Source organism: Pontibaca salina (assembly GCF_016307205.1).
Taxonomy (GTDB): Bacteria; Pseudomonadota; Alphaproteobacteria; order Rhodobacterales; family Rhodobacteraceae; genus Pontibaca; species Pontibaca salina.
Map to the genome: position 1 here is coordinate 198,384 of NZ_JAEIJD010000004.1, position 23,549 is coordinate 221,932.

The 23,549-nt window shown below is 57.3% G+C and carries 15 protein-coding genes and 2 pseudogenes; 9 read left to right on the forward strand and 8 right to left on the reverse strand.

What is annotated here, in order from left to right; genetic code table 11:
- The first annotated feature begins 40 nt into the window (after nucleotides 1–40).
- On the forward strand, nucleotides 41–3,541 hold the full coding sequence (dnaE, locus tag JAO82_RS07420) for a DNA polymerase III subunit alpha (protein ID WP_198685736.1): 3,501 nt from the start codon (nucleotides 41–43) through the stop codon (nucleotides 3,539–3,541).
- A gap of 8 nt (nucleotides 3,542–3,549) precedes the next feature.
- On the opposite strand, the gene JAO82_RS07425 is transcribed toward dnaE, so the two are convergent.
- Nucleotides 3,550–3,744 carry a SlyX family protein gene (locus JAO82_RS07425; protein ID WP_198685737.1) on the reverse strand — a complete coding sequence of 65 codons (195 nt, stop codon included), beginning with the start codon at nucleotides 3,742–3,744 and terminating at the stop codon, nucleotides 3,550–3,552.
- A 178-nt stretch (nucleotides 3,745–3,922) separates the two neighbouring features.
- On the opposite strand from JAO82_RS07425, the gene hisS reads away from it, so the two are divergent.
- The 3 genes from hisS to hisG are packed head-to-tail and all read left to right on the forward strand — an operon-like array spanning nucleotide 3,923 to nucleotide 7,205.
- Nucleotides 3,923–5,434 (forward strand): histidine--tRNA ligase, encoded by a 1,512-nt coding sequence (gene hisS / locus JAO82_RS07430; protein ID WP_198685738.1) that lies wholly within the window; start codon nucleotides 3,923–3,925, stop codon nucleotides 5,432–5,434.
- Nucleotides 5,431–6,519, forward strand: a complete 1,089-nt coding sequence (locus tag JAO82_RS07435; protein WP_198685739.1) for an ATP phosphoribosyltransferase regulatory subunit — start codon at nucleotides 5,431–5,433, stop codon at nucleotides 6,517–6,519. The genes hisS and JAO82_RS07435 overlap by 4 nt, the downstream gene beginning before the upstream one ends.
- Nucleotides 6,516–7,205 (forward strand): ATP phosphoribosyltransferase, encoded by a 690-nt coding sequence (gene hisG, locus JAO82_RS07440; protein ID WP_198685740.1) that lies wholly within the window; start codon nucleotides 6,516–6,518, stop codon nucleotides 7,203–7,205. Before JAO82_RS07435 ends, hisG begins: the two co-directional genes overlap by 4 nt.
- A gap of 89 nt (nucleotides 7,206–7,294) precedes the next feature.
- On the opposite strand, the gene JAO82_RS07445 is transcribed toward hisG, so the two are convergent.
- The gene (locus tag JAO82_RS07445) at nucleotides 7,295–7,726 is read right to left on the reverse strand and encodes a DUF1489 family protein (protein ID WP_198685741.1); all 432 of its coding nucleotides are present in this window, start codon (nucleotides 7,724–7,726) and stop codon (nucleotides 7,295–7,297) included.
- A 91-nt stretch (nucleotides 7,727–7,817) separates the two neighbouring features.
- Here JAO82_RS07445 and JAO82_RS07450 point away from each other — a divergent pair, with 91 nt between their 5' ends.
- Complete coding sequence (locus JAO82_RS07450; RefSeq protein WP_198685742.1) at nucleotides 7,818–10,106, forward strand: adenosylcobalamin-dependent ribonucleoside-diphosphate reductase; 2,289 nt, start codon at nucleotides 7,818–7,820, stop codon at nucleotides 10,104–10,106.
- 492 nt (nucleotides 10,107–10,598) lie between these two features.
- Here the strand turns inward: JAO82_RS07450 and JAO82_RS07455 are convergent, their stop codons facing one another.
- The 3 genes from JAO82_RS07455 to JAO82_RS07465 all read right to left on the reverse strand — a co-directional run bounded on the left by JAO82_RS07455 (nucleotide 10,599) and on the right by JAO82_RS07465 (nucleotide 13,269).
- A complete protein-coding gene (locus JAO82_RS07455) occupies nucleotides 10,599–11,471 on the reverse strand; it encodes an SIR2 family protein (protein ID WP_198685743.1) in 873 nt (290 codons plus the stop codon).
- 9 nt (nucleotides 11,472–11,480) lie between these two features.
- Nucleotides 11,481–12,566, reverse strand: a complete 1,086-nt coding sequence (locus tag JAO82_RS07460; protein ID WP_198685744.1) for a ParA family protein — start codon at nucleotides 12,564–12,566, stop codon at nucleotides 11,481–11,483.
- A gap of 412 nt (nucleotides 12,567–12,978) precedes the next feature.
- Nucleotides 12,979–13,269 carry a hypothetical protein gene (locus tag JAO82_RS07465; protein WP_198685745.1) on the reverse strand — a complete coding sequence of 97 codons (291 nt, stop codon included), beginning with the start codon at nucleotides 13,267–13,269 and terminating at the stop codon, nucleotides 12,979–12,981.
- Between the two features lie 293 nt (nucleotides 13,270–13,562).
- Here JAO82_RS07465 and JAO82_RS07470 point away from each other — a divergent pair, with 293 nt between their 5' ends.
- A complete protein-coding gene (locus JAO82_RS07470; RefSeq protein WP_198685746.1) occupies nucleotides 13,563–14,336 on the forward strand; it encodes an abortive infection family protein in 774 nt (257 codons plus the stop codon).
- A gap of 267 nt (nucleotides 14,337–14,603) precedes the next feature.
- Here the strand turns inward: JAO82_RS07470 and JAO82_RS07475 are convergent, their stop codons facing one another.
- Nucleotides 14,604–15,065: a hypothetical protein gene (locus tag JAO82_RS07475; RefSeq protein WP_198685747.1), complete on the reverse strand. Its 462-nt coding sequence runs from the start codon at nucleotides 15,063–15,065 to the stop codon at nucleotides 14,604–14,606.
- A 425-nt stretch (nucleotides 15,066–15,490) separates the two neighbouring features.
- Between JAO82_RS07475 and JAO82_RS07480 the strand changes: the two genes are divergently transcribed.
- Complete coding sequence (locus JAO82_RS07480; RefSeq protein ID WP_332872502.1) at nucleotides 15,491–16,642, forward strand: MFS transporter; 1,152 nt, start codon at nucleotides 15,491–15,493, stop codon at nucleotides 16,640–16,642.
- A 9-nt stretch (nucleotides 16,643–16,651) separates the two neighbouring features.
- Here JAO82_RS07480 and JAO82_RS14265 read toward each other — a convergent pair.
- Together JAO82_RS14265 and JAO82_RS14425 are read right to left on the reverse strand one after the other, a co-directional pair.
- Nucleotides 16,652–16,807, reverse strand: a pseudogene (locus tag JAO82_RS14265) (integrase); the annotation flags it as partial.
- Entirely contained in the window at nucleotides 16,746–17,183 is a 438-nt protein-coding gene (locus tag JAO82_RS14425) for an ISAs1 family transposase (protein ID WP_332872503.1), read from the reverse strand. The pseudogene JAO82_RS14265 and the gene JAO82_RS14425, both read right to left, overlap by 62 nt.
- Before the next feature lie 235 nt (nucleotides 17,184–17,418).
- On the opposite strand from JAO82_RS14425, the pseudogene JAO82_RS07490 reads away from it, so the two are divergent.
- Together JAO82_RS07490 and JAO82_RS07495 are read left to right on the forward strand one after the other, a co-directional pair.
- Nucleotides 17,419–17,622: pseudogene (locus JAO82_RS07490) on the forward strand (IS3 family transposase); the annotation flags it as partial.
- A gap of 348 nt (nucleotides 17,623–17,970) precedes the next feature.
- Nucleotides 17,971–23,115, forward strand: coding sequence for a RecQ family ATP-dependent DNA helicase (locus tag JAO82_RS07495; RefSeq protein WP_198685748.1), 5,145 nt, complete (start codon nucleotides 17,971–17,973; stop codon nucleotides 23,113–23,115).
- Nucleotides 23,116–23,549 lie beyond the last annotated feature (434 nt).

Below are 23,549 nucleotides of genomic sequence, written 5' to 3' on the forward strand. Positions count from 1 at the left end.
GGCTATTTCCAGCGCAGACAGAGTGGGCTAGCTATCAGGTATGAGCAATGATCCCCGATTCATTCACCTGCGGGTGCATACCGAATATTCGCTTTTGGAAGGGGCGGTGCGCCTGAAAGCCCTGCCTGATCTGTGCCGCAAGGCTGGCATGCCCGCCGTCGCGATTACCGATGCCAATAACATGTTCGGCGCGCTGGAGTTTTCCGTGACCGCAAGCGCTGCCGGGATCCAGCCGATCATCGGCTGTCAGGTCGATCTGGCTTATTGGACGGTGCAGCCGGGCGAGCGGGCCAAAGACCCCGCGCGGCTGGTGTTGCTGGCGCAGTCGGAGGCAGGGTACGAGAACCTGATGAAGCTGAACACCTGCCTTTACATTGGCAAGGAAGGGCAGTTGCCGCAAATATCACTCGCGGAACTGAAGGCGCATTCCGACGGCTTGATCTGCCTGACGGGCGGGCCGAATGGGCCGGTGGGAATGTTGTTGCAGACGGGCCAGCGCGACGCGGCGCAAGCTTTGCTGGCGCGGCTGGCGGCGGCGTTTCCAGACCGGCTTTATGTCGAGTTGCAGCGCCATCCCGGCGAGGACGGTGCGCCCGAGGTTGAACGTCTGACCGAGCGAGGCCATGTCGAAATGGCCTATGAGATGGCGCTGCCGCTGGTGGCGACCAATGATGTCTATTTCCCCGATCCGGAAATGTATGAGGCACATGATGCGCTGATCTGCATTGCCGACGGCTCCTATGTGGATCAACAGCAGCCGCGGCGCCGCCTGACGCCGCAGCACTATTTCAAGACGCCACAGGAAATGGCCACGCTGTTCGCCGATCTGCCCGAAGCGGTGGAGAACACCGTTGAAATTGCCCGCCGCTGTGCCTTCATGGCCTATCGGCGCGATCCGATCCTGCCGCGTTTCGCCGATGACGAGGTGAACGAGTTGCGCCGGCAGGCGCGCGCGGGTCTGGCAGCGCGGCTGGCGGTGATTCCGCACGCAGCGCCAGTCGAGGACTACGAAAAGCGGCTGGATTTCGAACTGGGCATCATCGAGGGCATGGGCTTTCCCGGTTATTTCCTGATCGTTGCCGATTTTATCAAATGGGCCAAGGAACAGGATATTCTGGTGGGGCCGGGACGTGGCTCGGGCGCGGGGTCTCTGGTTGCCTATGCCCTGACCATCACCGATCTGGACCCGCTGCGCTATTCCCTGTTGTTCGAGCGGTTCTTGAACCCCGAGCGGGTCAGCATGCCCGACTTTGACATCGATTTCTGCATGGATCGCCGCGAGGAGGTGATTCAATATGTGCAGGAGAAATATGGCCGTGACCGGGTCGGGCAGATCATCACCTTTGGGGCGCTGCTGTCCAAGGCCGCCGTGCGCGATATCGGCCGCGTGCTGCAAATGCCCTATGGGCAGGTGGATCGCCTGTCCAAGTTGATCCCGGTCGAGGGGGTCAAGCCGATGTCGATCTCGCGCGCGCTGACCGAAGAGCCGCGCCTGCGCGAAGAGGCCCGTAGCGAAGAGGTGGTCGAGCGCTTGTTGACCTATGGCCAGCAGGTTGAGGGGCTGTTGCGCAACGCGTCGACCCATGCCGCCGGTGTGGTGATCGGCGATCGGCCGCTGGATGCGCTGGTGCCGCTCTATCAGGATCCGCGTTCGGATATGCCGGCGACCCAGTTCAACATGAAATGGGTCGAGCAGGCCGGTCTGGTCAAGTTCGACTTTCTGGGGCTGAAAACCCTGACGGTGATTCAGAACGCGGTGGATCTGATCAAGGCGTCGGGGCGGCATCTGCATATCGCAGCGGACGGGCGACAGCTGTTCGAGCCGCCTGAGGGGCTGGAAGACGATATCGGTACCATCCCCTTGGATGATGAGGCCAGTTACAAGCTCTACGCGGCCGCGAAAACCGTGGCGGTGTTTCAGGTGGAATCCAGCGGCATGATGGATGCGCTGAAACGAATGCGGCCCACCTGCATCGAGGATATCGTCGCGCTGGTCGCACTTTACCGGCCCGGCCCGATGGAGAACATCCCGACCTATTGCGAGGTCAAGAACGGGCTGAAGAAGCGCGCCAGCGTTCACCCGCTGATCGATCATATCCTGGAAGAGACCCAGGGCATCATCGTCTATCAGGAACAGGTGATGCAGATCGCGCAGGAAATGGCCGGTTACAGCCTTGGCGGCGCCGACCTGCTGCGCCGCGCCATGGGTAAGAAAATCGCCGAGGAAATGGCGAAAGAGCGTCCCAAATTCGAAAAGGGCGCGATGGAAAAGGGCGTGGACCAGAAAAAGGCGTCCGAAGTCTTTGACCTGTTGGAAAAATTCGCCAATTACGGGTTCAACAAATCACACGCCGCTGCCTATGCGGTGGTCAGCTATCAGACCGCGTGGTTGAAGGCCAACCACCCGGTCGAGTTCATGGCCGGGGTGATGAACTGCGATATCCACCTGACCGACAAGCTGGGCATCTATTTCGCCGAAGTCAAAAAGGGGCTGGGTCTGCCCTGGGTGCCGCCTTGTGTGAACCGCTCGGAGGCGACCTTTACCGTGGCCGATGGCGCACTGGTCTATGGGTTGGGCGCGCTGAAGAATGTCGGGCTCGATGCGATGCGGCTGATTACCCAAGGCCGGGCCGGCAAAGCCTTTACGACGCTGTTCGATCTGGCCCGCCGGGTCGATCTCAAGCGCGTTGGTAAGCGGTCGATGGAGATGCTGGCGCGGGCCGGGGCGTTTGACGAACTGGACGGCAATCGCCGCCGTGTGTTCGACAGTCTGGACGCGCTGGTGGCCTATTCGGCGGCGGTGCACGAGCAGCGCAATTCAAACCAGGTGTCACTGTTTGGTGAGGCAGGCGACGACCTGCCCGAGCCCCGCATGGCGCGCGCACCGGATTGGTTGCCGGCCGAGCGCTTGGCCGAAGAGTTCAAGGCGGTCGGATTTTATCTGTCCGGGCACCCGCTGGATGACTATATGGCGCCGCTGAAACGGCAAGGGGTGCTGACACTGGACCAGTTGACAGCCAAGGCGGAAGGCGGCCCGTTGGTGGCCAAGCTGGCCGGAGTCATTGCCGGGCGGCAAGAGCGCAAATCGGCACGCGGCAACCGCTTTGCCTTTGTCCAGCTCTCGGATGCGACCGGGGCATATGAGGTGACGCTGTTTTCCGAGACCTTGGAGAAGTCGCGCGAACATCTTGAAACCGGGGCAAAAGTGGTGATCACCGTCGAGGCGACGCTGGAAAGCGAGCAGTTGAAGCTTTTGGGCCGCTCGCTGATGCCGATCGACATGGCGGTGGCGTCGGCTGGGGCCACGGGGCTGCGGGTTTTCGTTGAGGAGGCGGAGGCGATCACCACTGTCGCCAGTGTTCTGGAACAGGCCGCCGCGGCGGCGCGTGGCGCGGCGCGGGGACCGGTCTATCTTTGCCTATTGAACCCGGAGCTGCCGGGCGAGGTGGACATGGATCTGGGGCAGGAGTTTGCTATCTCTCCGCAGGTCAGGGGAGCCATAAAGAGCCTGAATGGCGTGATGGATGTCGAAGAATTATAGCGCCGGCGTCAATAATGCGGTGGCCGCTCATCCGCCAGAATCACGCTGCCACCATCTTCGGCGGCGCGTGCACCCTCGCGCTTCATCAGCATTGCGACCCGTCGGGTGAGCGTGTCAATGTCGCTTTGTTGGCGAGCGACGATATCGCTGAGGTCATCGACGCTGCGGATCAGATGGGCGAGTTTCTCTTCGATTTGGGTCATGGGACGCTCCTTGTCGCGGTATAGGCTAACCTATTAATGCGCTCCCTGCGAGAACGCAGCCTCCGGCGGGGGTATTTTTACCAGAAAGAAGCGAGGCCGGGTCGCAGTTGGTGACCTTGCTCCTTTGGGTCCCTTGGGCTAGACCGCGCGGCAATCCGGTTGCCCAAGGATTTCCGATATGGCCAAGATCAAGAAACAGCCCCGCCCCAAGGCCGAGACGCCCAAGGGTTTTCGCGACTATTTCGGTGGCGAAGTGACGCAGCGTGCCGAAATGTTACATGCGATTGCGGGGGTTTATCATCGGTACGGCTTTGATGCGCTGGAATCTTCGGCGGTTGAACGGGTTGAGGCGCTGGGCAAGTTTCTGCCGGATGTGGATCGCCCCAATGCCGGCGTTTTTGCCTGGCAGGAAGAAGATGAGGGCGACTGGCTGGCGTTGCGCTATGATCTTACGGCGCCGCTGGCGCGGGTTTATGCCCAGCACCGCAACGACCTTCCGACGCCCTATCGCCGCTATGCGATGGGCCCGGTCTGGCGCAATGAAAAGCCGGGGCCGGGGCGCTATCGGCAGTTTTATCAGTGCGATGCGGATACGGTCGGCGCGGCCAGTATGGCGGCGGATGCCGAGATTTGCGCGATGCTGTCCGATACGCTGGAGGCGGTGGGGATCGCGCGCGGCGATTACATTGTGCGGATCAACAACCGAAAGGTGTTGAACGGCGTGATGGAGGTGGCCGGGGTGCTGGATCATTCGCATCCCGAGAAGTTCGAGGCGGAGCGCGGGATCGTCCTGCGGGCGATCGACAAGCTGGACCGGCTCGGGACGGAGGGCGTTGCCGCCTTGCTGGGCGAGGGTCGTCGGGACGAAAGTGGCGACTTTACCGAAGGGGCAGGACTTTCGGCGGCGCAGGCCGGGATCGTGATGGGCTTTATCGAAGCACGCCGCGAGACCGGAGCGGCGACCGTGGCGCGGCTGCGCGAACTGGTACAGAATTCCGAGATCGGGCGACAGGGTGTCGATGAACTGGAAGAGATCGCGGCATTGCTGGACGCGGCAGGCTATGGGGCTGATCGCATCGTGATCGACCCTTCTGTGGTGCGGGGGTTGGGTTATTATACCGGGCCGGTTTACGAGGCCGAGCTGACCTTTGAGATTTTTGACGACAAAGGGCGAAAGCGGCAATTCGGCAGCGTTGCCGGAGGCGGGCGCTATGACGATCTGGTCAAGCGCTTCACCGGGCAAGAAGTCCCTGCAACGGGAATTTCTATTGGCGTGGACCGGTTGTTGGCAGCATTGCGAGAAAAGGGCCGGATTTCGGCGCAGGATCAAGGGCCGGTCATCGTGACGGTGATGGATCGCGACCGGATGGCCGATTATCAGGCGATGGTGGCCGAGTTGCGCAACGCCGGTATTCGTGCCGAGGTCTATCTCGGCAATCCGAGAAATTTTGGCAATCAGTTGAAATATGCCGACCGCCGAGCCAGTCCCGCCGCGATTATCGAAGGGGGCGATGAAAAGGCGCGTGGCGTGGTGCAGATCAAGGATTTGATCCTCGGCGCGCAGATTGCCGAAAGCGCGACCTTGGAAGAATGGAAGGAACAGCCCAGCCAGATCGAGGTGCCACGCGATCAGCTGGTTGACAGTTTGCGCGACATGCTGGAGCGACAAGGCAAGGGGCAGAACGGATGATCGGGCGCAAGGCGATTCTTGCACGCGCCGCCCAATTGCGTGCGCGTTTCGAGGAAGCAGGGGGCCTGGCGGTCGAGACGCCGATCCTGCAACCCGCCGAAACGCTGCTGGACCTTTACGGCGAGGATATCCGGGCGCGGGCCTATGTTACCTCGGATGCGCTGCGAGGCGAGCAGATGTTGCGGCCTGATTTCACGGTACCGGTGGTGCAGATGCATATGGCGCAAGGTGCGGAACCGGCGCGCTATACCTATGCTGGCATGGTGTTCCGGCGTCAGGAACATGATGAAGACCGCGCCAATGAATATATGCAAGTGGGCTATGAGATCTTTGATCGCGAAGACCCTGCGGGCGCCGATGCCGAAGTATTCGCGCGGATTTCCAAAGCCGTTGCCGGGTTGAATTTGCGCGCAGCGACCGGAGATATCGGTATTCTGATGGCTGCCGTGCAGGGGCTGACCACGACGGATGCACGCAAGGCGGCGCTGATGCGCCATATCTGGCGGCCGCGACGGTTTCGGGCGTTGCTGGATCGGTTCGCGCGGCGTGTGCCGGAACCGGCGGCGCGTCTGGAATTGCTGGCTGCGCATGATCCACTTGCCGAGGCCGGTACGCTGATCGGAAAGCGCAGCCGGGCCGAGATCGAGGCGCGTATCGAGGCGCTGCGCGCGGATGCAGAGGCCCCGCCGATTGCTGACGAGGAGTTGGGCGCGCTTGAGGCTTTGCTGGGCGTGCGCGAAACCGCGCCCTATGCGGTGCAGCACCTGCGTGATATTGCCGTCGACTTGCCCAACCTGACCCCTGCGATTGACCGCCTGACCGCGCGGCTTGATGCAATGGCCGCCCGCGGTGTCGATGTCGAGCAACTGGATTTCGAAGCCAGCTATGGGCGCATGTCCATGGAATATTACGATGGGTTCGTGTTCGGGTTTTATGCCGAGGACAGACCCGGTCTGCCGCCGATCGCCAGCGGTGGCCGTTATGACGCGCTGACCCGGCAGCTGGGGCAGGGCACCGAAATACCGGCCGTTGGCGGCGTGTTGCGCCCCGGTCTGATGCTGGAACTGGAAGGAGCGGTGCGATGAGCCTAAAACTGGGCGTGCCGTCAAAAGGCCGGCTGATGGACAAGACCTTCGACTGGTTCGAGAAACGTGGAATCCACCTGTCGCGCACCGGATCGGACCGCGAATATGCCGGCGCGGTCGAGGGCATTGACGGCGTGTCGTTGGTGCTGCTTTCTGCGGGTGAGGTACCCCGCGAATTAGCGGCCGGGCGCATCCATCTTGGGGTGACCGGCACAGATCTGTTGCAAGAACGACTGCCGCTGTGGGAGCAGCAGATTGACGAGATCGCGCCCTTGGGGTTTGGTCAGGCCGATTTGATCCTGGCGGTACCGCGCGCCTGGGTCGATGTCGAAACACTGGACGACCTGGACGCGGCCGCGGCCGCGTTTCGGGCCCATCATGGCCACCGCTTGCGGATCGCGACGAAATACCACCGTCTAGTGCGTGAATTCCTGCGGGCAGGTGGGGTGGCAGATTACATGCTGGTGGATAGTCAGGGCGCAACGGAAGGCACGGTGAAGAACGAAACCGCCGAGGCGGTGGCCGATATCACGTCGACTGGCGAAACATTGCGTGCCAACCACTTGAAGCTGCTGAGCGATGGGGTGATCTTGCGCAGCCAGGCCACGCTCTGGCGCAGCCGCGTTGCATCGTTTTCGGCCAGCGAGCGCGAGGCGCTGGAGCGGTTTCTAGATCTGGTCACATAACAGGACCTGACCGCCCGACTGTGGCTGCGGTGGCGCGGTGGGTATTTGAAGACCAGAAAGAGGCAGGGCGCTTGCCTGTGTGGTGGTGATCAGATCAGGCCGATTTCGGCGAGGGCGCGGTTCAGGTCGCTGGGCAGCACGTCATCATCGGCGCGCGAGGCGCGCAAATCCGGCGGGGCGTCGGATTGTTGCAGATAGCGCCAGCCCTGAAACGGACGCCGCAGCGCGGTCTGGGTGCGGATCAGTACCGGGTCGAGCACCATGGCGCAGCGGTTGATGCCATCGCTGCCGGTCACCTGGTCAAGGCGCAGCACGAGCTGACGACACTGGATCTGGCCTTTTATGACCCAGTAGATTGACCCGCCATTCAGCAATTCATCGGCGCGTTTGGGCCACATCCGCGTGACATGGCGCGGATTGCCATCCTCGCCGCAGACCTGCGCGGATTTTTGCCAGGCGAGCAGATCCTCCACGGATTCAGTGCCGACGCTGAGCTTGATGAGGTTGATGCGGTGTGTCATCGGAAACGCCCTTATTAATGGCCATATCTAGTATGGAACTCGCGCCGACTTCAAGTTATTGTAGTCGCCTGCCGAGAAAGGGATTCGTGATATGAGCCGTTTTACCGCCCCAATTGCTGAACAGATATGGGACATGAAATACCGGTTCAAGAAGGCCGATGGTGCCCCAATCGACCTGTCGGTCGAAGATAGCTGGCGCCGGATCGCGCGTGATCTGGCCGCGGTGGAAGTCCAGCCGCAGCTATGGGAAGATCGGTTCTATGCGGCGCTGGAGGATTTCAAATTCCTGCCTGCCGGGCGGATTACGGCAGGTGCGGGCACGGCGCGGCAGGTGACCCTGTTTAACTGTTTCGTCATGGGCACGATCCCCGACAGCATGGGCGGCATTTTCGAGATGCTGAAAGAGGCGGCGCTGACCATGCAGCAGGGCGGCGGCATTGGCTATGATTTCAGCACAATCCGGCCGCGCGGGGCGGATGTAAAAGGTGTGGCAGCAGATGCGAGTGGCCCGCTGTCCTTTATGGATGTCTGGGATGCGATGTGTCGCACCATCATGTCTGCCGGCAGCCGGCGTGGCGCGATGATGGCGACGATGCGCTGCGATCATCCCGATATCGAGGATTTCATCGCCGCCAAAGCCGATGCGGCACGATTGCGCATGTTCAATCTGTCGGTTCTGGTGACCGATGATTTCATGGCTGCCGTGAAAAACGACGGGTCGTGGGACCTGCAATTCGATGGCAAAGTCTATCATACGATCAGGGCCCGCGACCTGTGGAACCGTATGATGCGCGCGACCTATGATTACGCCGAACCCGGAGTTATTTTTATTGATCGGATCAATGCCGCCAATAACCTGAATTATTGCGAGACGATCTCGGCCACGAATCCGTGTGGCGAGCAACCGTTGCCGCCCTATGGAGCGTGCTTGCTGGGCTCGATCAACCTGGCGCGGCTGGTCGCTGATCCGTTTGCGGAGAATGCCCATCTGGATGGGGACGCCCTGGCCGAGCTGGTGGGCACAGCGGTGCGGATGATGGACAACGTGGTCGATACCAGTAAATTCCCCTTGCCCGAACAAAGGGCCGAGGCCCAGGCCAAGCGCCGGATCGGTCTGGGTGTGACCGGGTTGGCGGATGCTTTGCTTATGGTCGGATTGCGCTATGGCTCGGACCAAGCGGCACGTCAGACCGAGGACTGGCTGCGCGCGATTGCTCGGGCTGCATATCTGACATCGGTGCAATTGGCGCAGGAAAAGGGGGCGTTTCCGCTGTTTGATGCGACCGGCTATCTGGCCAGTGGCACGATGCAGCAGATGGATGAGGATGTTCGCGAAGCGGTGCGCGAACACGGAATCCGAAATGCCCTGCTGACCAGTATTGCACCGACCGGCACGATCAGTCTGTATGCCGGGAATGTCAGTTCCGGCATCGAGCCTGTGTTCGCCTATTCATACAAGCGCAAGGTGCTGCAAAAAGACGGCAGCCACACCGAAGAGGAGGTGGTCGATTACGCCGTGCAAATGTGGCGTGATCTGAAAGGCGATGCGCCTTTACCGGATTATTTTGTCAACGCCCAGACGCTGACACCGGCCGAGCATGTCAAGATGCAGGCGGCGGCACAGAAATGGGTGGATTCCAGTATATCCAAAACCATCAACTGCCCCGAGGATATCGGCTTTGACGCGTTTAAGGACGTGTATATGCAGGCCTGGGATAGTGGTTGCAAAGGCTGCACGACCTATCGTCCCAATGATGTGACGGGGAGCGTATTGAGCGTGTCCGACGATGCGTCGGCTGCCCCCGAGGTCGTGACCAGCGAAGAAAGCAGCCCGCAAACGCCCCATAGCGACGTGATTTACATGTCCGAGCCGCTGGATCGCCCGCAAGCGCTGGAAGGCAGTACCTACAAGTTGAAATGGCCCGACAGCGAACATGCGATTTATGTGACGATCAATGATACGGTGATCAACGGTCACCGCCGGCCGTTCGAGGTGTTCATCAACTCGAAGAACATGGAGCATTTCGCCTGGACCGTCGCGCTGACCCGGATGATCTCGGCTGTGTTCCGGCGCGGCGGGGATGTGTCCTTCGTTGTTGAGGAGCTAAAGGCCGTATTCGACCCGCGTGGCGGGGCTTGGGTCAAAGGGAAATACATTCCCTCAATCCTCGCGGCGATCGGTGGCGTGATCGAGCAACATCTGATTTCGATCGGTTTCCTTGCTGGAGAAGGTATGGCGTTGAAGGCAGATCCACAGGCGAAAGTTATCGGCCTTGAAACCGGTCGCGGTGCCGCCTGCCCAAGCTGCGGCCAATACAGCATGCGTATGATCGAAGGCTGCATGACCTGTGGGGATTGCGGACATTCGTCGTGTAGCTAGGGTCAGGACACGTTCCTGTTGTGCGACCCACCAAATAATGACCATTTTGCGGGTTTTGTTGTCCATTCAACAACCGATTGTTGTCCATTGCGCTTATCTCGGCGCATATTATTGTGATATTACAATTGGTTGGGTGGTTCGCGTAATTTTGCGCTTTCGATGGATGGCGAAGCCCGTAGCTTTTTGTTTGACGCTACGGGTTTAGAGAGAGAACACGTCACTCGTCAGCTTGTGTGAGATGCCATGAATGCTCGAGTGCTTGCATTTAGACGTCAGCGGTAGCCTGTGGCTACGAAAGGCTCTTGGCGACTAAATCGCCGAGAGCCAGAAATACGGCGATGCGCGGCTGCGTTCAGGATGGATCAGGCCTCCCATCTTTTCCGGCCACACTGCGGCCTACATTCGCTGCAGGAAGGGCGGGATGCGGACATTCGCTGCGCACAGCGCCAAGGTCTGCTTCGCGGTTCACGGCTTAAATCTGTGTAAAACACTTCAAGTGTTTTTGGCGATATAATCACTTATGTATAGTCGCCTGCGTATTTCATACTGTTGGGTTAAGCTTTTAAGAAGGGGCAGTAAATTGTAATGATCTCGTGACCCTTCGTAAGTTATCGACTTTAATTTTCTATGCTTATTCCTAAATTCAGCCAACTCGACCGGGTCCTCTGTTGGATGTATGATCCAATGTGGGCGAACATTTGAAAATTGATTGGTGTATAGCTCCATAAGCTGGGAAATGGCCGGGTCTGTCATCGAAAACCCAACAAAGAGAATTGTGTAATTTAGGAGAAGTGATTCAACTAGTTTTCGATAGTAGTCGCTAGAGTAAGCTTTCCTGATGTACTCCGTCTTCGAAAAAATAATATCATCTGCTTTGTCTATGCAGCCATGGAGCTTAATTATAACGCCATCTTCTCCTCGAAGAAAACGAAAGGATTTTCCATCAATCTGGGTCATAGGTCGGAAGTTCGAGCCGCCATTATAGGTACCGTCATTCCAGAATTTCTCAATAATCTTATCAAAATTTGTAGTTACAATGATCCGTTGATTGAGTTTTTTGATTTCTTCGTGTAACTCTGAACTCTGCGGAACTTTGCCAAACTCAGCAGAAATTAAATCCTGCCATTCGTCTTTCAAGTGATTTTTTATGACATCGCAAGACAACAAAAAATCGCCTTCACAAATAAGTTTTTTTGATATGGCTTTTTCAATCGGAGGGAGCTTCTCGCTTGCGTCGAGAAGAAACTTTTCCCAGCCAGGCAAAGAAACCGCCGTTCCCGAAGAAAGACCAGAACCAATAAATATAACGACTTGTTTGGCGACAAGATCATTTAGCAAATCGGGGTTAAAATCATTTTTCTCCATCGCCTGTGCTTAGGCTCCAAATAGCTTAGCTGCTTGCAAATTCTTTATAAGTGCCCTCACAAGCCCTCTGTAAATTTCCCGAGCTTGACCACGTGATGCTGTTCCTGGGCCGCTAACGGTCAATAAGGGCTCGCTAGCAAGTTGGGACCTTTGAATTAGGCCGCCGAGATGCTTTACGTCTCCCAAGTGAGGCGTGATGTCTGGTGACGCGTAAAGATCTTTAAAATAGTGCTCGATCTCTTTCGGAATTTTTGCCCCAACCGCTTCATAAGCTTTGACTTTCCTTTTTACTTTAGTGGGCCCGTCTTCACCGTCAATTTTATCGTAACCTGTTCGTTCTTTATGTTGTTGTGTAACGTAGCCTATAAATCGAAGCTTGCCGCGTGGTGCCAGTTCCGTAACTTCAGTTGGTTCCTCAGCCATGGATAAACCGATATCTAATGATTTTTTCCATGTAGCGATTGTTTGTCCAATGTTTCGCAATGACCAAACTGAAAACACGTCAATATTCATCGGAACAATGAAGGCATCTACAGAAAGAAGTACTGATCTGTTTATCGCTCCCAAAGAAGGGCCGATATCAAATACAATAAAGTCATAATTCTTCTCTCGTGCATTTTTGACTAATTCAGCAAAAACGAAAGTTGTTCGAATTCCTCGTATTCCGCCCGATCGGGCATCTCGCCAGTCTTGTGCTAAAAGGTCCTCTTCAAGCGCGAGGCGCGGATCACCTATAATTATGTCAACGCCAAACTTTTCTGATTTTCGTGTCGGGAGCTCAATTTCATAACCCTTACCGGACCTCAGTGGCCTAATAATTGAAAAAATTGTTTCTGGATCTTGCTGAGAATATATGTCGTTCACGTCTTCTTCTGGCAAAACGTACTGTGTCAGATTGCATTGAGGGTCCGCATCAATCACAAGAACCTTGGCGTCAAAGTTTAGCGCGAGTTCCGCTGCAAAGTTAGCGCAAAGAGTTGTCTTTCCCACACCACCTTTGTTGTTAAAAAAGCAAATCGATATACCTCCTGCGGAATTTTCTATGACTCCACGAAGATCCATATCGGAGCGATTCAGTTTAGTGATTGGTTTCATAGTAAACTCCTGTCGCGTTCTGAGGCGCTTCAATATGGCTTTATAGTATGTTCTGTTTGAACGTCTTCTAAGCTAACTGTACGTTATTGGAATGCTTTAATAAGGTGGATAAGTAGTTTTGGATGCACAAGCCCCATACACTAGTTTTTTCCGAGCCGTTAAATTTACACACAGCTTAAAACGCCACCAGAGTCAGATTCTTGATATCCAGGGATCATATTCAACGACGTTTTTCTGACGCGCATCATTTCCAATATTCTTCAGTTACTTATCTCTCTATGTCCTCTAGCGGGGTTAACTTGTCAACGAGCCCCGCCAGCTCGTTGACTAGCGACTGCGGATTCATGGCTTTCCGTCGGATAGCCATTCGCTGCAATTGTCATGAAGGTCCGGTTTGGGCCGGTCACGCTCGCTATACCGAGGGTTTCTTCTCGTACCAATCTGCGATGACGTCTTGCAGCATCCAAGGTGACGGTGCGCTACTTGATATCTCGGTATGGCCTTCAATCGTGAAGTGGCTCCATTCTTCTTCATCCATGTACCATGTCCCCAGCACTTCACCGTCTTCAGACAATACATCACCGCCTTCGGCCCCATTATGGTAGCCAAGCATGATGGTTCCTCGTCTTATCATTTGACCGTCAAAATTGCTGTTCATAGTTGGTTCGCCCTGATTGGATATCTTGTCGGCATGAAGGATCAATGTTGGGGCGGCATACGTCAATGGGGCTCACGCAATCAAAGTCCGCTGTCGAGAAGTCGCATCGTAGCGTTGTTAAGAGCGGCCAAAGTCAGCTCTGGGCCGTTGAGCGCATGCTGGCTGATCCGCAGTTGCCAAAGAAGCCGCATCGCATCCGAGGTCGGCTCCGAGCCCAGCATACTGGTTGCCGTACTTTCCTCGAAGGCCCGGTGCCTGAAAAGTCAAACGTTTGAGACCTTGCATGTAGTTCGCTAAAGATATCACATTCCGCCAGTCTTTTTTACGGGGGTAAAATGATGACTTATGGCGATTTCGGTGAACCAGAGATTCCCGACGACCTTTTTGAATGCGCGTTGTCCCTAAGAAACAATATTATTGGCTTGACGACCCAGGGTGGCTCGGAGCCTGAATACAAATCGGCCAGAAGAAAGCTGATGGAAGACCCTGCCAGCAAACGGCTCTTGCCGAACTTTGTGCGTTTCTCAATCGATGCCGCTTCGGTACAGTCAGCGTTATCAAGTGTTGCAAGCGGCTCAGGTTCTTGGGTCATACGCCGAGGCCACGTTACCGAGTCTTTCATACCACTATTGACCTTCCTGGAAACAGGCGGCGGTGCGGCAGACGCCACAATCACAGATGGTCTTGAGATTTATGATGCTCCTGCTGTCCAAACTTTTTGGGCGAAGGCTCTCGACAGACGAGCCACTGACCCGGACGGTGCTGTTACCGCCGCAAGTACGCTGCTTGAAGAGGTCTGCAAACACATCATCGAAGACAGCGGTGCGGGTTGGGAGCCAAAGTGGAATGTTCCAAAACTTTACAGTGAAGCTGCAAAGGTCTTGAAGCTCGCGCCATCGCAGCACCAGGAAGAAGTTTTCAAAACGATACTGGGAAACTGCCAGAGCGTTGTTCAGAGTATTGGTTCTCTGCGCAACAAGGGTGGCGATGCCCATGCTGGGGGGCGCTCACGAGTTTCATTCAAGCCGCGTCATGCCGCTTTGACGGTTAACCTGGCTGGGTCCATGGCTTTATTTCTGATCGAAACTTGGCAAGCGAGAATTGAGGAGTGACGGATCAGCGAACTTTAGCCTCAGCTCCGTCCTAAGGCAGCCATTCGCGCATCCGCAGCGAAAGCCCACTTCGTCCGCGCTGCGATCTACCAGCCGCCGAAAATGCTGCGCGATGCACGAACGGCCGGTCTGGGGAAGCCGCACTGCGGCATTAAAAGGCTGGTTCAAAGTCCAGTCTGGGCCGGGAGTTCCATGGTCGTCTGCCAGGGTGGTCACGGAATCCGCCGCCTCGCAGTATGACTGCTTCAAGCCCTCGTGTCGAATGTCCTATGGGGTGAGTGTCACGATGCATGGTTCGGCCAGCTCATTATACAAAAGGGCATTCAAACGGCCTCCCGCTCTTGCGCAGCGGTCTGAAAAATTGCTTAGATCGATAATAGTCCATTCTTCGCCGTGCCTAAACAGCCGCTGATCTCCATCCTTTGTAGTTCCCGGCTTTCCATGCATTAGGGCGTTTCGGTCATCAACAATTAACTTAAACTCGTCTGCGAACGGGACGGCTTTTGCGCGAAGACCTTGATCAGAAATGCGTAAGAACAAGCACCTAAGGTCCCGTGCAATAGTGCCCGCTGTCTTTCTTTCTCGCTCAATGGTCTGAATGTAGTTGTTTTGCAATCGATGGCAGCACCACACCGCGTTCCATTCAAGCCGCGCGAAGGCCACAACAGCTAATCCAATTGCATGAAAATAATCGGGGTCTTGCGGAACCCTTAGCCTGTCATCACTCACGATCAGAATTCCTTTCGATCAACAGACTACATCATAGAAGGGGGCAATTCCAAAGCACAAGTTGGGGAGTGACCGCTTCTCACCGCTCCGATGTCATCGGCTCTGGAAACCATGCTGCACAATGATACGAATGACTGGTTCAGGGATTCGCTGCAGCGAAGTCCATCCTCGCAAAGGTCCGGTGAGGGCCGGTCGCAACGATCGGCAGTCAGGGCGGAATTCTTCACGTTAGCTGCAAACGCGAAATTTCCGACACCGGAGAAGGAAGCTGTCATTCCAGCTCTGAGTGACTATCAACTCTTTCGGAAATAACCGTCTTGGGAATCTGGGTCGGCCTCGAAAAGCATAAAGAAGGCGCGCTTTCCCTATGCACCATGGAGTGATCTGAATTGACCAACAACAGTGTTCCCAGTTCGACGCAGACGGTGTCTTGGTTCGTTCTCGGCCTGATGTCCAGCGTGACCTTTGTCGGCATTCTGTCGGAACTGGTCCCATCGGGCCTTCTGCCGCAAATGGCTGCCGACCTTGGCATTGACGAAGGCGACGTCGGTTTTCTTGTCGGCGTCTATGCGCTTGCCTCCGCTATTTTCGCAATTCCGCTGGTCAGTGCCACGCTCGTCATCAACCGCAAGCTTTTGCTACTGCTGTTGCTGGCTGGCTTCGCAGTCTCCAACTTCGTCGTCGCAATCTCCTCGTCCTATGAGATCATCGTCGCCTGCCGTATCCTTGGCGGCATTTGCGCGGGCGTGATGTGGCCGATGATCGCTGCCTATGGCACGCGCCTTGTTCCCGAAAACATGCATGGGCGAGCGATCACCGTCATCATGTCAGGCAACACGCTGGGTATCAGTATCGGGCTGCCGGTGATGACGACCATCGGCATCACCCTGGGATGGAAAAGCGCGTTCGTAGTCATGGGGCTGATTGTCGTGGCAATTGGGGTGCTGGTCCATTTCTTCCTGCCCTCGGTCAAGGGCGAAAGGATCAGCAAGAGCAACTCGCCCTTCACGATCATCAGGATGCCGGCGATCCTGATCGTGCTGCTTTTGACCTTCCTGTCGGTCATGGCGCATTATGGGATATACACCTACATCACCCTGCTCGTTGACATGCTCGATCTGGTGGGCGGGATCGGCCTTGCCCTGCTGATCTTCGGTGTTGGGTCGGTGGTGTCAGTGGTCCTATCGGCACGGTTCATCGACGCTTATCTGCGCCCGTTGATCGTCACAGCGCTCACCACCGGGGGTGTCGCCATGGCGCTGTTCCTCATATTCCCAGCCAGCCTGACCGTTGCGATCGCGGGATTCTTCCTCTTGGGGCTGGCCTTTGGGCCGCTGGTCACGATGTATCAAACTGCGGTCAGTCGCCAGATCGACCAAGCCAAGGATGTCGCCACCTCGGTGCAATCCAGCATCTTCAACCTGTCGATCATGATCGCCACTTGGATAGGTGGGATGTTGCTAGAGGGGTTTCTCGGCTCCTACAACGTGAACGGCATCGTCTACATGTCGCTCGCCTGCTTCACCCTCGCGACCATCATCGCGCTGTTGTCCAAACAAACCCTGCGCTCTGTCTGAGCGTCCCGTCTCCTTGACTTTCATCCTGAGCAGATCGCAGCCGCGCAGCTTGCTGTCGATGGCCAAGCTGAAGAGCGCCAGGTCGCGATGGTTTTCGGCCAGCTCAAGCCGAACCCTGATCGCCCAGACGTGTTTGGGTTTCAGCGATCGCTTCTGCCCGACGATGCGCCGCTTGTTTCAAGCAGGGCGGAGTGCGCGAATGGCAGGTGAGTTTGGTGTTTGCATGATCGATCCTCTGATCCGCCGGCACAGTAGCCAGCGTAAAGCGGAGCCGCGCCGCATAGGCTGAGACCATCATCCGCGTCCGCGCGTTCTCGGTTTTGTCGCGCGCTCCACGCAGAGCCTTGCCGTCGATCGCGATGACGTCGCCGTCCTTCAGCAGCGCGGCAACGTCGGCAAGCACCCTGCCAAAGGCGGCATCGAGCGCCTTGGGGTCGATCATCCGGAAGACATCGGAGAACGTGTCGTGCGATGGGATGGCGTGCTTCAGTTTAAGGAAGTCCCTGAAAAGATGTTTTTTTGCACGTCCAAATGCAGCCATCTTCCGCGCAAGAACACGAACCGCACAGCACTGACACGAAGGCGATCACAAGCAACTCGCCAAGATCGTGTCGTGCGTTACTCGCACGTGGGTCGGGAACATCTTCGAAAGCGGACAAGAATATCTGCATGTTGGCAACGGCTCCATGAACTGAACAAACAGCTCAGAAATCAACACGAAGTCAGATGCAACCCCGCCACCTTACGACCTCAAGTCCAAAAGCGATTCCGCTGACTCGATGAACGGCAAAGGTAATTGATATGACAATTTCATGGTTGAGACGCTCTTCAAATCCCTCAAGGCAGAGCTGATTTGGCGTAACCGCTGGGAAACCCGACGCAAAGCTGAACGAGCGGTCTTCCAGTATATCAACGGATTCTATAATCCACGGCAGCGCCATTCATCGCTGGGTGGCAAAAGCCCCTTGGCCTTCGAGTGAAAGGCTGCCTAAATGAGTTAAGAGATCAGAACGCAAGCGTGACAAGACCAATCCTCGTGTCGCGCAGCAAAGTGCCGGGTGACGTCGTCGACCGGCTTTTGCGTCCAGATGGAAAGATCTGTATGCCGGAAGATGAGAGAAACTGGCCGCACCCGGCAAATCTGGCATGGCTTCGAGAGAACATCTTTGGTCAAATGGCTGCCGATGGTCCCGTTCCTTGGAAATTAACTTTAACCTGCCAGTATGAAAAACATAATTTCCCGAGGCATATCAAAAGCCCTTGCCCGTGCCCGGCCACAGCAGCCTGAAAAATCGAAGGCTGATCCGCGGTCAAGATCGGTATTCCAAATGCCGCGGGACCAATCCAAAATCTTGTCGCGCTGTCTGTCGATTGATCTGGAGGTCGATCCCAAAGAAGCCCGGATATTTGCCTTTGCCGCCGTGCCGGAAGGTGAAGGAGAGGGGATTATTCATCGGAAAGGTGACCCAAAGGCCGCGCTTGAAAAACTCGACCTGTTCTGCGCGGGCTTCGCGCACGTCATTGGGCACAATATTCTGCGTCACGACTTGCCGCATCTCATGGCGGTTTCTCCGCGCTTTGCAAAGCTCGCCCACGGTCCAATCGACACGCTGTGGCTTAACCCCTTGGCTTTTCCGCGTAATCCGTATCACCATCTGGTGAAACACTACCACGATGGGCGGCTCCAAAGTGGTCACGTCAACGATCCCGAGTTCGACGCGCGACTTGTGCTCGAGGTCCTTCGCAACCAGATCGACGCCTTCGTATCGCTGAACACGTCGTCGCCAGAGACGATGATAGCCTATCACTGGCTGTGCTGCCGAGGGCCCGGTAGCGACGGGTTTGATCGGTTGTTCAGTGACGTGCGCGGGGCGTCCATACCGGCTGAAGCGGAAGCGCACTGGGCCATTCAGATGATGCTAAAGGAGGCGGCCTGCGGCGCGCAGGTGGACGCTTTGCTCGAGCAGCTCTCGGACACTGGGCTGGGCTGGCCAATGGCATATGCCCTTGCCTGGATTTCGGTCGCTGGTGGCGATTCTGTCATGCCGCCCTGGGTGCGGGCGCAGTTCCGTGACGCAGCACGGCTTGTCAAAGACCTGAGGGACACGAATTGTCGTGATCCGCACTGTGCCTATTGCGCAGAGCACAACGATCCCACCCGCGCACTTGAGCGCTGGTTTGGCTTTCCAAGTTTCCGCCCGGAACCGGCCGACGAGGACGGACGCCCGCTTCAGGAAAAGATTGTGGCCAAGGCCATGGAAGGCGATCACCTTTTGGGCATCCTGCCGACGGGCACCGGCAAATCCATCTGCTATCAGATCCCCGCGCTGTCTCGGTTTGACAAGACCGGGGCCTTGACTGTCGTTATTTCGCCGCTTGTGGCGCTGATGGCGGACCAAGTTCAGGGCTTGGTGCGGGCCGGAATTTCCTCGGCGGTTACGATTAACGGGCTATTGTCTTTGCCCGAGCGCCAAGATGCGCTCGATAAGGTGCGGCTTGGGGATGCTGCGATCTTGCTGATTTCGCCCGAACAACTGCGCAGCACAACAGTTCGGTCGGTTCTCTCTCAGCGCGAGGTGGGGCTGTGGGTGCTGGACGAGGCGCATTGCGTGTCCAAATGGGGGCATGATTTCCGACCCGACTATCGCTACGTTTCGCGGTTTATCAAGGAAAGCTCAGGCGACGAACCGGCTCCGGTGCTTTGCTTGACCGCAACGGCAAAGCCGGACGTGGTGCAGGACATCCGCAGTCATTTCAAGGAGCGGTTGGGGTCCGAACTGGCGTTAATCGACGGTGGCGCATCGCGGTCGAACCTGAGCTTCAAGGTGCTGCCAACGCAGCGGGCAACCAAGATGACGGATATCCTCGACACGATCGAAGCCCAGCTTCCGCGCGAGGGAGTCTCGGGGGCTGTCGTTTATTGTGCGACCCGAAGCGCCACCGAGCGCGTGGCGGAGTTCCTAAAACAGCAGGGCATCGCCGCTGAACGGTATCATGCGGGCCTGAGCGCCGATGACAAGCGTGAGATCCAGGAGGACTTCCGCGTCGGCAATCTGCGCGTGATCGCGGCGACCAACGCCTTTGGGATGGGGGTCGACAAGCCGGACATCCGTCTGGTGGTTCATGGGGACGTGCCGGGGTCGCTGGAAAACTACTTGCAAGAGGCGGGGCGCGCCGGACGGGACCGCGAACCGGCGAGCTGCGTTCTTCTGTTCAATACCGAAGACGTCGATCGTCAGTTCAGCCTGAGCGCGCGATCGCGACTCGCGCGGCACGAAATCGGCGCAATCCTGAAGGCGCTTCGGCGTCTTGATACGCGAACCGGAAGAGGCGGTCAGATCGTTGCGACGCCCGGTGAGATTGTTCACGAAGAGAAGGACCGGGATTTCCAGCGCGACAGCAACACCGACGATACCCGGGTAAAGACGGCGGTCGCCTGGCTGGAAGAGGCGCATCTTCTGAACCGCGAAGAAAACCAGGTGCAGGTGTTTCCCGCCTCGCTCCGCGTAAGGAGCATGCAGGAGGTCCGCGGAATCCTTGCATCCGCCGATATCACCGAGCGGCGTCGCCAGGATCTGACCGCTATCGTGCAGCACATCATCAACGCGCCGCAGGAAGAGGGCATCACCACGGACGAGCTGTGCGGGGTCAGTGGGCTGACGGTGTCGGGCGTGCGCAAGGCCCTGGCAGACCTCGAAGCGTTGGGGATCGCAAAGGATGATACAAACATCACCATCTTCGTCCATGTGCGTATTGAAAATGCGTCGCCGAAACGGTTTGAGGCGGCGTCCCGGTTAGAAGCCGACCTGATTGCGATCCTGAGAGAACAAGCGCCAGACGCGGATATCGACGAGGCTTGGCCCTGCCATCTGGCCTCGGTCGCGCAGGCCCTGCGCGAGCAGGGACACACCTCGGTGCGGCCCGATATCGTCGAGGGATTGCTCCGTGGGATTGCGCAGGATGGCCGCGACATGGATGGCGGCAAAGGCAATATCGGCCTGCGCAAGGCGTCCAAAGGCAGTCTGGTGGTGCGGATGCAAAGATCATGGGCGGTAATCGGACAGACCGCTCAGCTTCGCAGACAGGCGGCAGAGCGGTTGGTTTCGCAGTTGGTCGACAAGGTCCAGTCGGGCCTGCGTGGGAAAGATATTCCCGTCGAAACCACGCTTGGCGACCTTCTTGCGGCGATCAGCAGTGACGCGCTGTTGCGGGCGTCTGTCAATGACCCGTCAAAGCTGATGGACCGGGCGCTTCTGTGGCTGCACGAGCAGCAGGTGGTGACCCTGGGCAAGGGATTGTCCGTGTTCCGCTCGGCCATGACGCTGCACATCAATCCAAAGAGCGGCGCCTTTACCACCCGGCATTTCGCGCCGCTCGAAGACCACTACAGCGAACAGACCGTCCAGACCCACGTGATGGCGGCGTATGCGACCAAAGGCATCGACGATATCGATCAGGCGCAGCGGCTCGCGCATGACTATTTCGCGATGGAGCAGTCCGACTTCATGAAAGCCTGGATGCCGGGGAGAATGTCGGAGTTCAGGCGGCAGGCGACGCCCCAGTCCTATGCCGAGATCGTCGACAATCTGGGGAATTCGACGCAAGAGCAGATCGTGCGTGACGACCGCGAACAGACCAATGTGCTTGTCCTCGCGGGACCGGGCTCGGGCAAGACACGCGTTCTGGTCCATCGTGTCGCCTATCTGGTCAGGATCAAGCGCGAAGATCCAAACGGTATTCTTGTGCTCGCTTACAACCGTCACGCGGCCGCCGAGATCCGGGAGCGCTTGCGTCTATTGATTGGCAAAGATGCTCGCTTCGTGACGGTCTTGACCATCCATGCCTTGGCCATGCGGTTGGTTGGCGCGAGTTTCGCCGGACGCGCAGGAACCGATGAGCCCGATTTTGACACGCTTCTGACCGATGCCGCATGTCTTTTGCGCGGCGACGGGCTGGACAAGGTCGAGGCCGAAGCCTTACGAGAAACCCTGATCCAGGGGTTCCGCTGGATTCTTGTGGATGAATATCAGGACGTGGGCCCCGAGGAATATGCCTTGATCGCTGCGGTGGCTGGCCGCAGCATCGACGACCCCGATCAACGGATCAGCCTGTTCGCGGTCGGCGATGATGACCAGAATATCTATGCGTTTGCCGGCGCATCGGTGCGCCACATTCGGCAATTCGAACAAGATTATTCAGCCAAGCCGGTTTTTTTGACCGACAATTACCGCTCGTCGAAGAACATCATCAGCGCCGCGAACGCCGTTATCGAAGGATCTCGGGAACGTATGAAAACAGGGCATGGGATTACCGTGGACCAATCGCGGCAAAAGGAGCCGGCTGGAGGTATCATGGAAAGCCTCGACCCGGTTGCACAGGGGCGGGTCCAAATCCTTGGTTGCCCGGCTGGGAATGACGTTCAGGCCCTTGCGGCGGTCAACGAGATGATCCGCCTGTCAAATCTGATTCCGGATTGGAGTTGGAAGGGGGCGGCAATCATTTCTCGTGATTGGCGCAAGCTTCTGCCGGTGCGCGACTTCGCCGAGGCGCACGGAATTCCCGTCGAAATGGCGAACGAGAACCTGCCAAGTTTATGGCGCACCCGCGAGATGCAGAGGTTTATCGGCCGTCTGCGCGACAGGCCTGAGGCTATGGTCAGCTTGGACGACCTGACCGAAACTCTGAACGCGATACCCGCAAGCCGTTGGACTGACCGGATCGGCGAAGGACTTGGCCAGCTTGCGCGCGAAGTTGACGGCAAAGCGCTCCCGACCCCTGACGTGACCGAATGGTTCGCCGAATGGTCGAAGGATTCATGGGGCGAGCAGCGCGGTCTTAAATTGTTGACGGCGCACCGTGCCAAGGGTCTCGAATTCGACGATGTCGTGATCTTGGATGGCGGCTGGGAACGGCCCTCGCGAAACGAAGATCAGGACGCGCCGAGGCGATTGTTCTATGTCGCCATGACACGTGCGCGGCGCAATTTGATCGTCATGAGCAACGACAATCACGAATATCTTCCCACCGGGTCGCCTTCAGTGGTGACGCGGCACGTGGTGCCCGACTTAGCGAAAGTCCCCGGCCGACGCCGGTTCTTTCAATCGCCCGAAATGAAGATGGTCGACCTGTCATTTGCAGGACGCCAAGGTGATCGGCACGTTGTTCATAACGCGATCGCCGAAGCACAGGTCGGCTCGCCAGTCAGGCTCTCCCGTGTCGGGGATCGCTGGCAGATCGAGGATGTTCGAGGGCGGGCCCTCGGGCGGATGTCGAAAGCATTTGCGCCACCGGTAGGCACGAAATTCGTCACCGGCGAGATCGGGGCCATCATACATTGGCGCAAAGAGGATGCCGATGAGCGTTTTTATCACTTGCTGAAACGCGATAATTGGGAAGTCGTTGTGCCTGAACTGGTTTTCGAAGAGGTCAAGGGGACTGAAAGGTTTTTTAGAAGAAATCAGAACGGCAAGTAGGACGTTAAGCGGTCGTCCGCTGCACTTGCAATAAAGGACCGTTTAGGGCCGGTCGCGACGATCAGACGGTCGGGAAAATCAGGATGCCTACCGCGTCGCCGCAAGTCCACTCAGAGCCCGCATCAAACGATGCTGCAAGCCGCACGGATGTCAGCATTGTGCGTGATACGGTCTTTGCGTTCCAGCGGGCGACCTTCGAACAATTCACTCAAACGTAAGCATCCGGCGTAGGCCACGGCGAGCTCAACGCGCGTGCTCACGGTCCATTTCGATGAGGTCTCGCAGGTTTTCGATGCCGAATGGAGTGAATGCGATGACACTGTCGTCGGCGGGGCCGTATGACCTGCCACGGGATTTTTCCTCCATCTGGAATTAGAGTCTGGCCCAACGAAGGGACGGACAATGAAGCGATCAAGATACACAGAAGAACAGAT

What these genes read in the sequence shown, in the direction of transcription:
- dnaE (WP_198685736.1), top strand. Translation starts at nt 41, where the DNA reads ATGAGCAATGATCCCCGATTCATTCACCTGCGGGTGCATACCGAATAT.
- JAO82_RS07425 (WP_198685737.1), bottom strand. Translation starts at nt 3,744, where the DNA reads ATGACCCAAATCGAAGAGAAACTCGCCCATCTGATCCGCAGCGTCGAT.
- hisS (WP_198685738.1), top strand. Translation starts at nt 3,923, where the DNA reads ATGGCCAAGATCAAGAAACAGCCCCGCCCCAAGGCCGAGACGCCCAAG.
- JAO82_RS07435 (WP_198685739.1), top strand. Translation starts at nt 5,431, where the DNA reads ATGATCGGGCGCAAGGCGATTCTTGCACGCGCCGCCCAATTGCGTGCG.
- hisG (WP_198685740.1), top strand. Translation starts at nt 6,516, where the DNA reads ATGAGCCTAAAACTGGGCGTGCCGTCAAAAGGCCGGCTGATGGACAAG.
- JAO82_RS07445 (WP_198685741.1), bottom strand. Translation starts at nt 7,726, where the DNA reads ATGACACACCGCATCAACCTCATCAAGCTCAGCGTCGGCACTGAATCC.
- JAO82_RS07450 (WP_198685742.1), top strand. Translation starts at nt 7,818, where the DNA reads ATGAGCCGTTTTACCGCCCCAATTGCTGAACAGATATGGGACATGAAA.
- JAO82_RS07455 (WP_198685743.1), bottom strand. Translation starts at nt 11,471, where the DNA reads ATGGAGAAAAATGATTTTAACCCCGATTTGCTAAATGATCTTGTCGCC.
- JAO82_RS07460 (WP_198685744.1), bottom strand. Translation starts at nt 12,566, where the DNA reads ATGAAACCAATCACTAAACTGAATCGCTCCGATATGGATCTTCGTGGA.
- JAO82_RS07470 (WP_198685746.1), top strand. Translation starts at nt 13,563, where the DNA reads ATGACTTATGGCGATTTCGGTGAACCAGAGATTCCCGACGACCTTTTT.
- JAO82_RS14425 (WP_332872503.1), bottom strand. Translation starts at nt 17,183, where the DNA reads ATGGCTGCATTTGGACGTGCAAAAAAACATCTTTTCAGGGACTTCCTT.
- JAO82_RS07495 (WP_198685748.1), top strand. Translation starts at nt 17,971, where the DNA reads ATGCCGCGGGACCAATCCAAAATCTTGTCGCGCTGTCTGTCGATTGAT.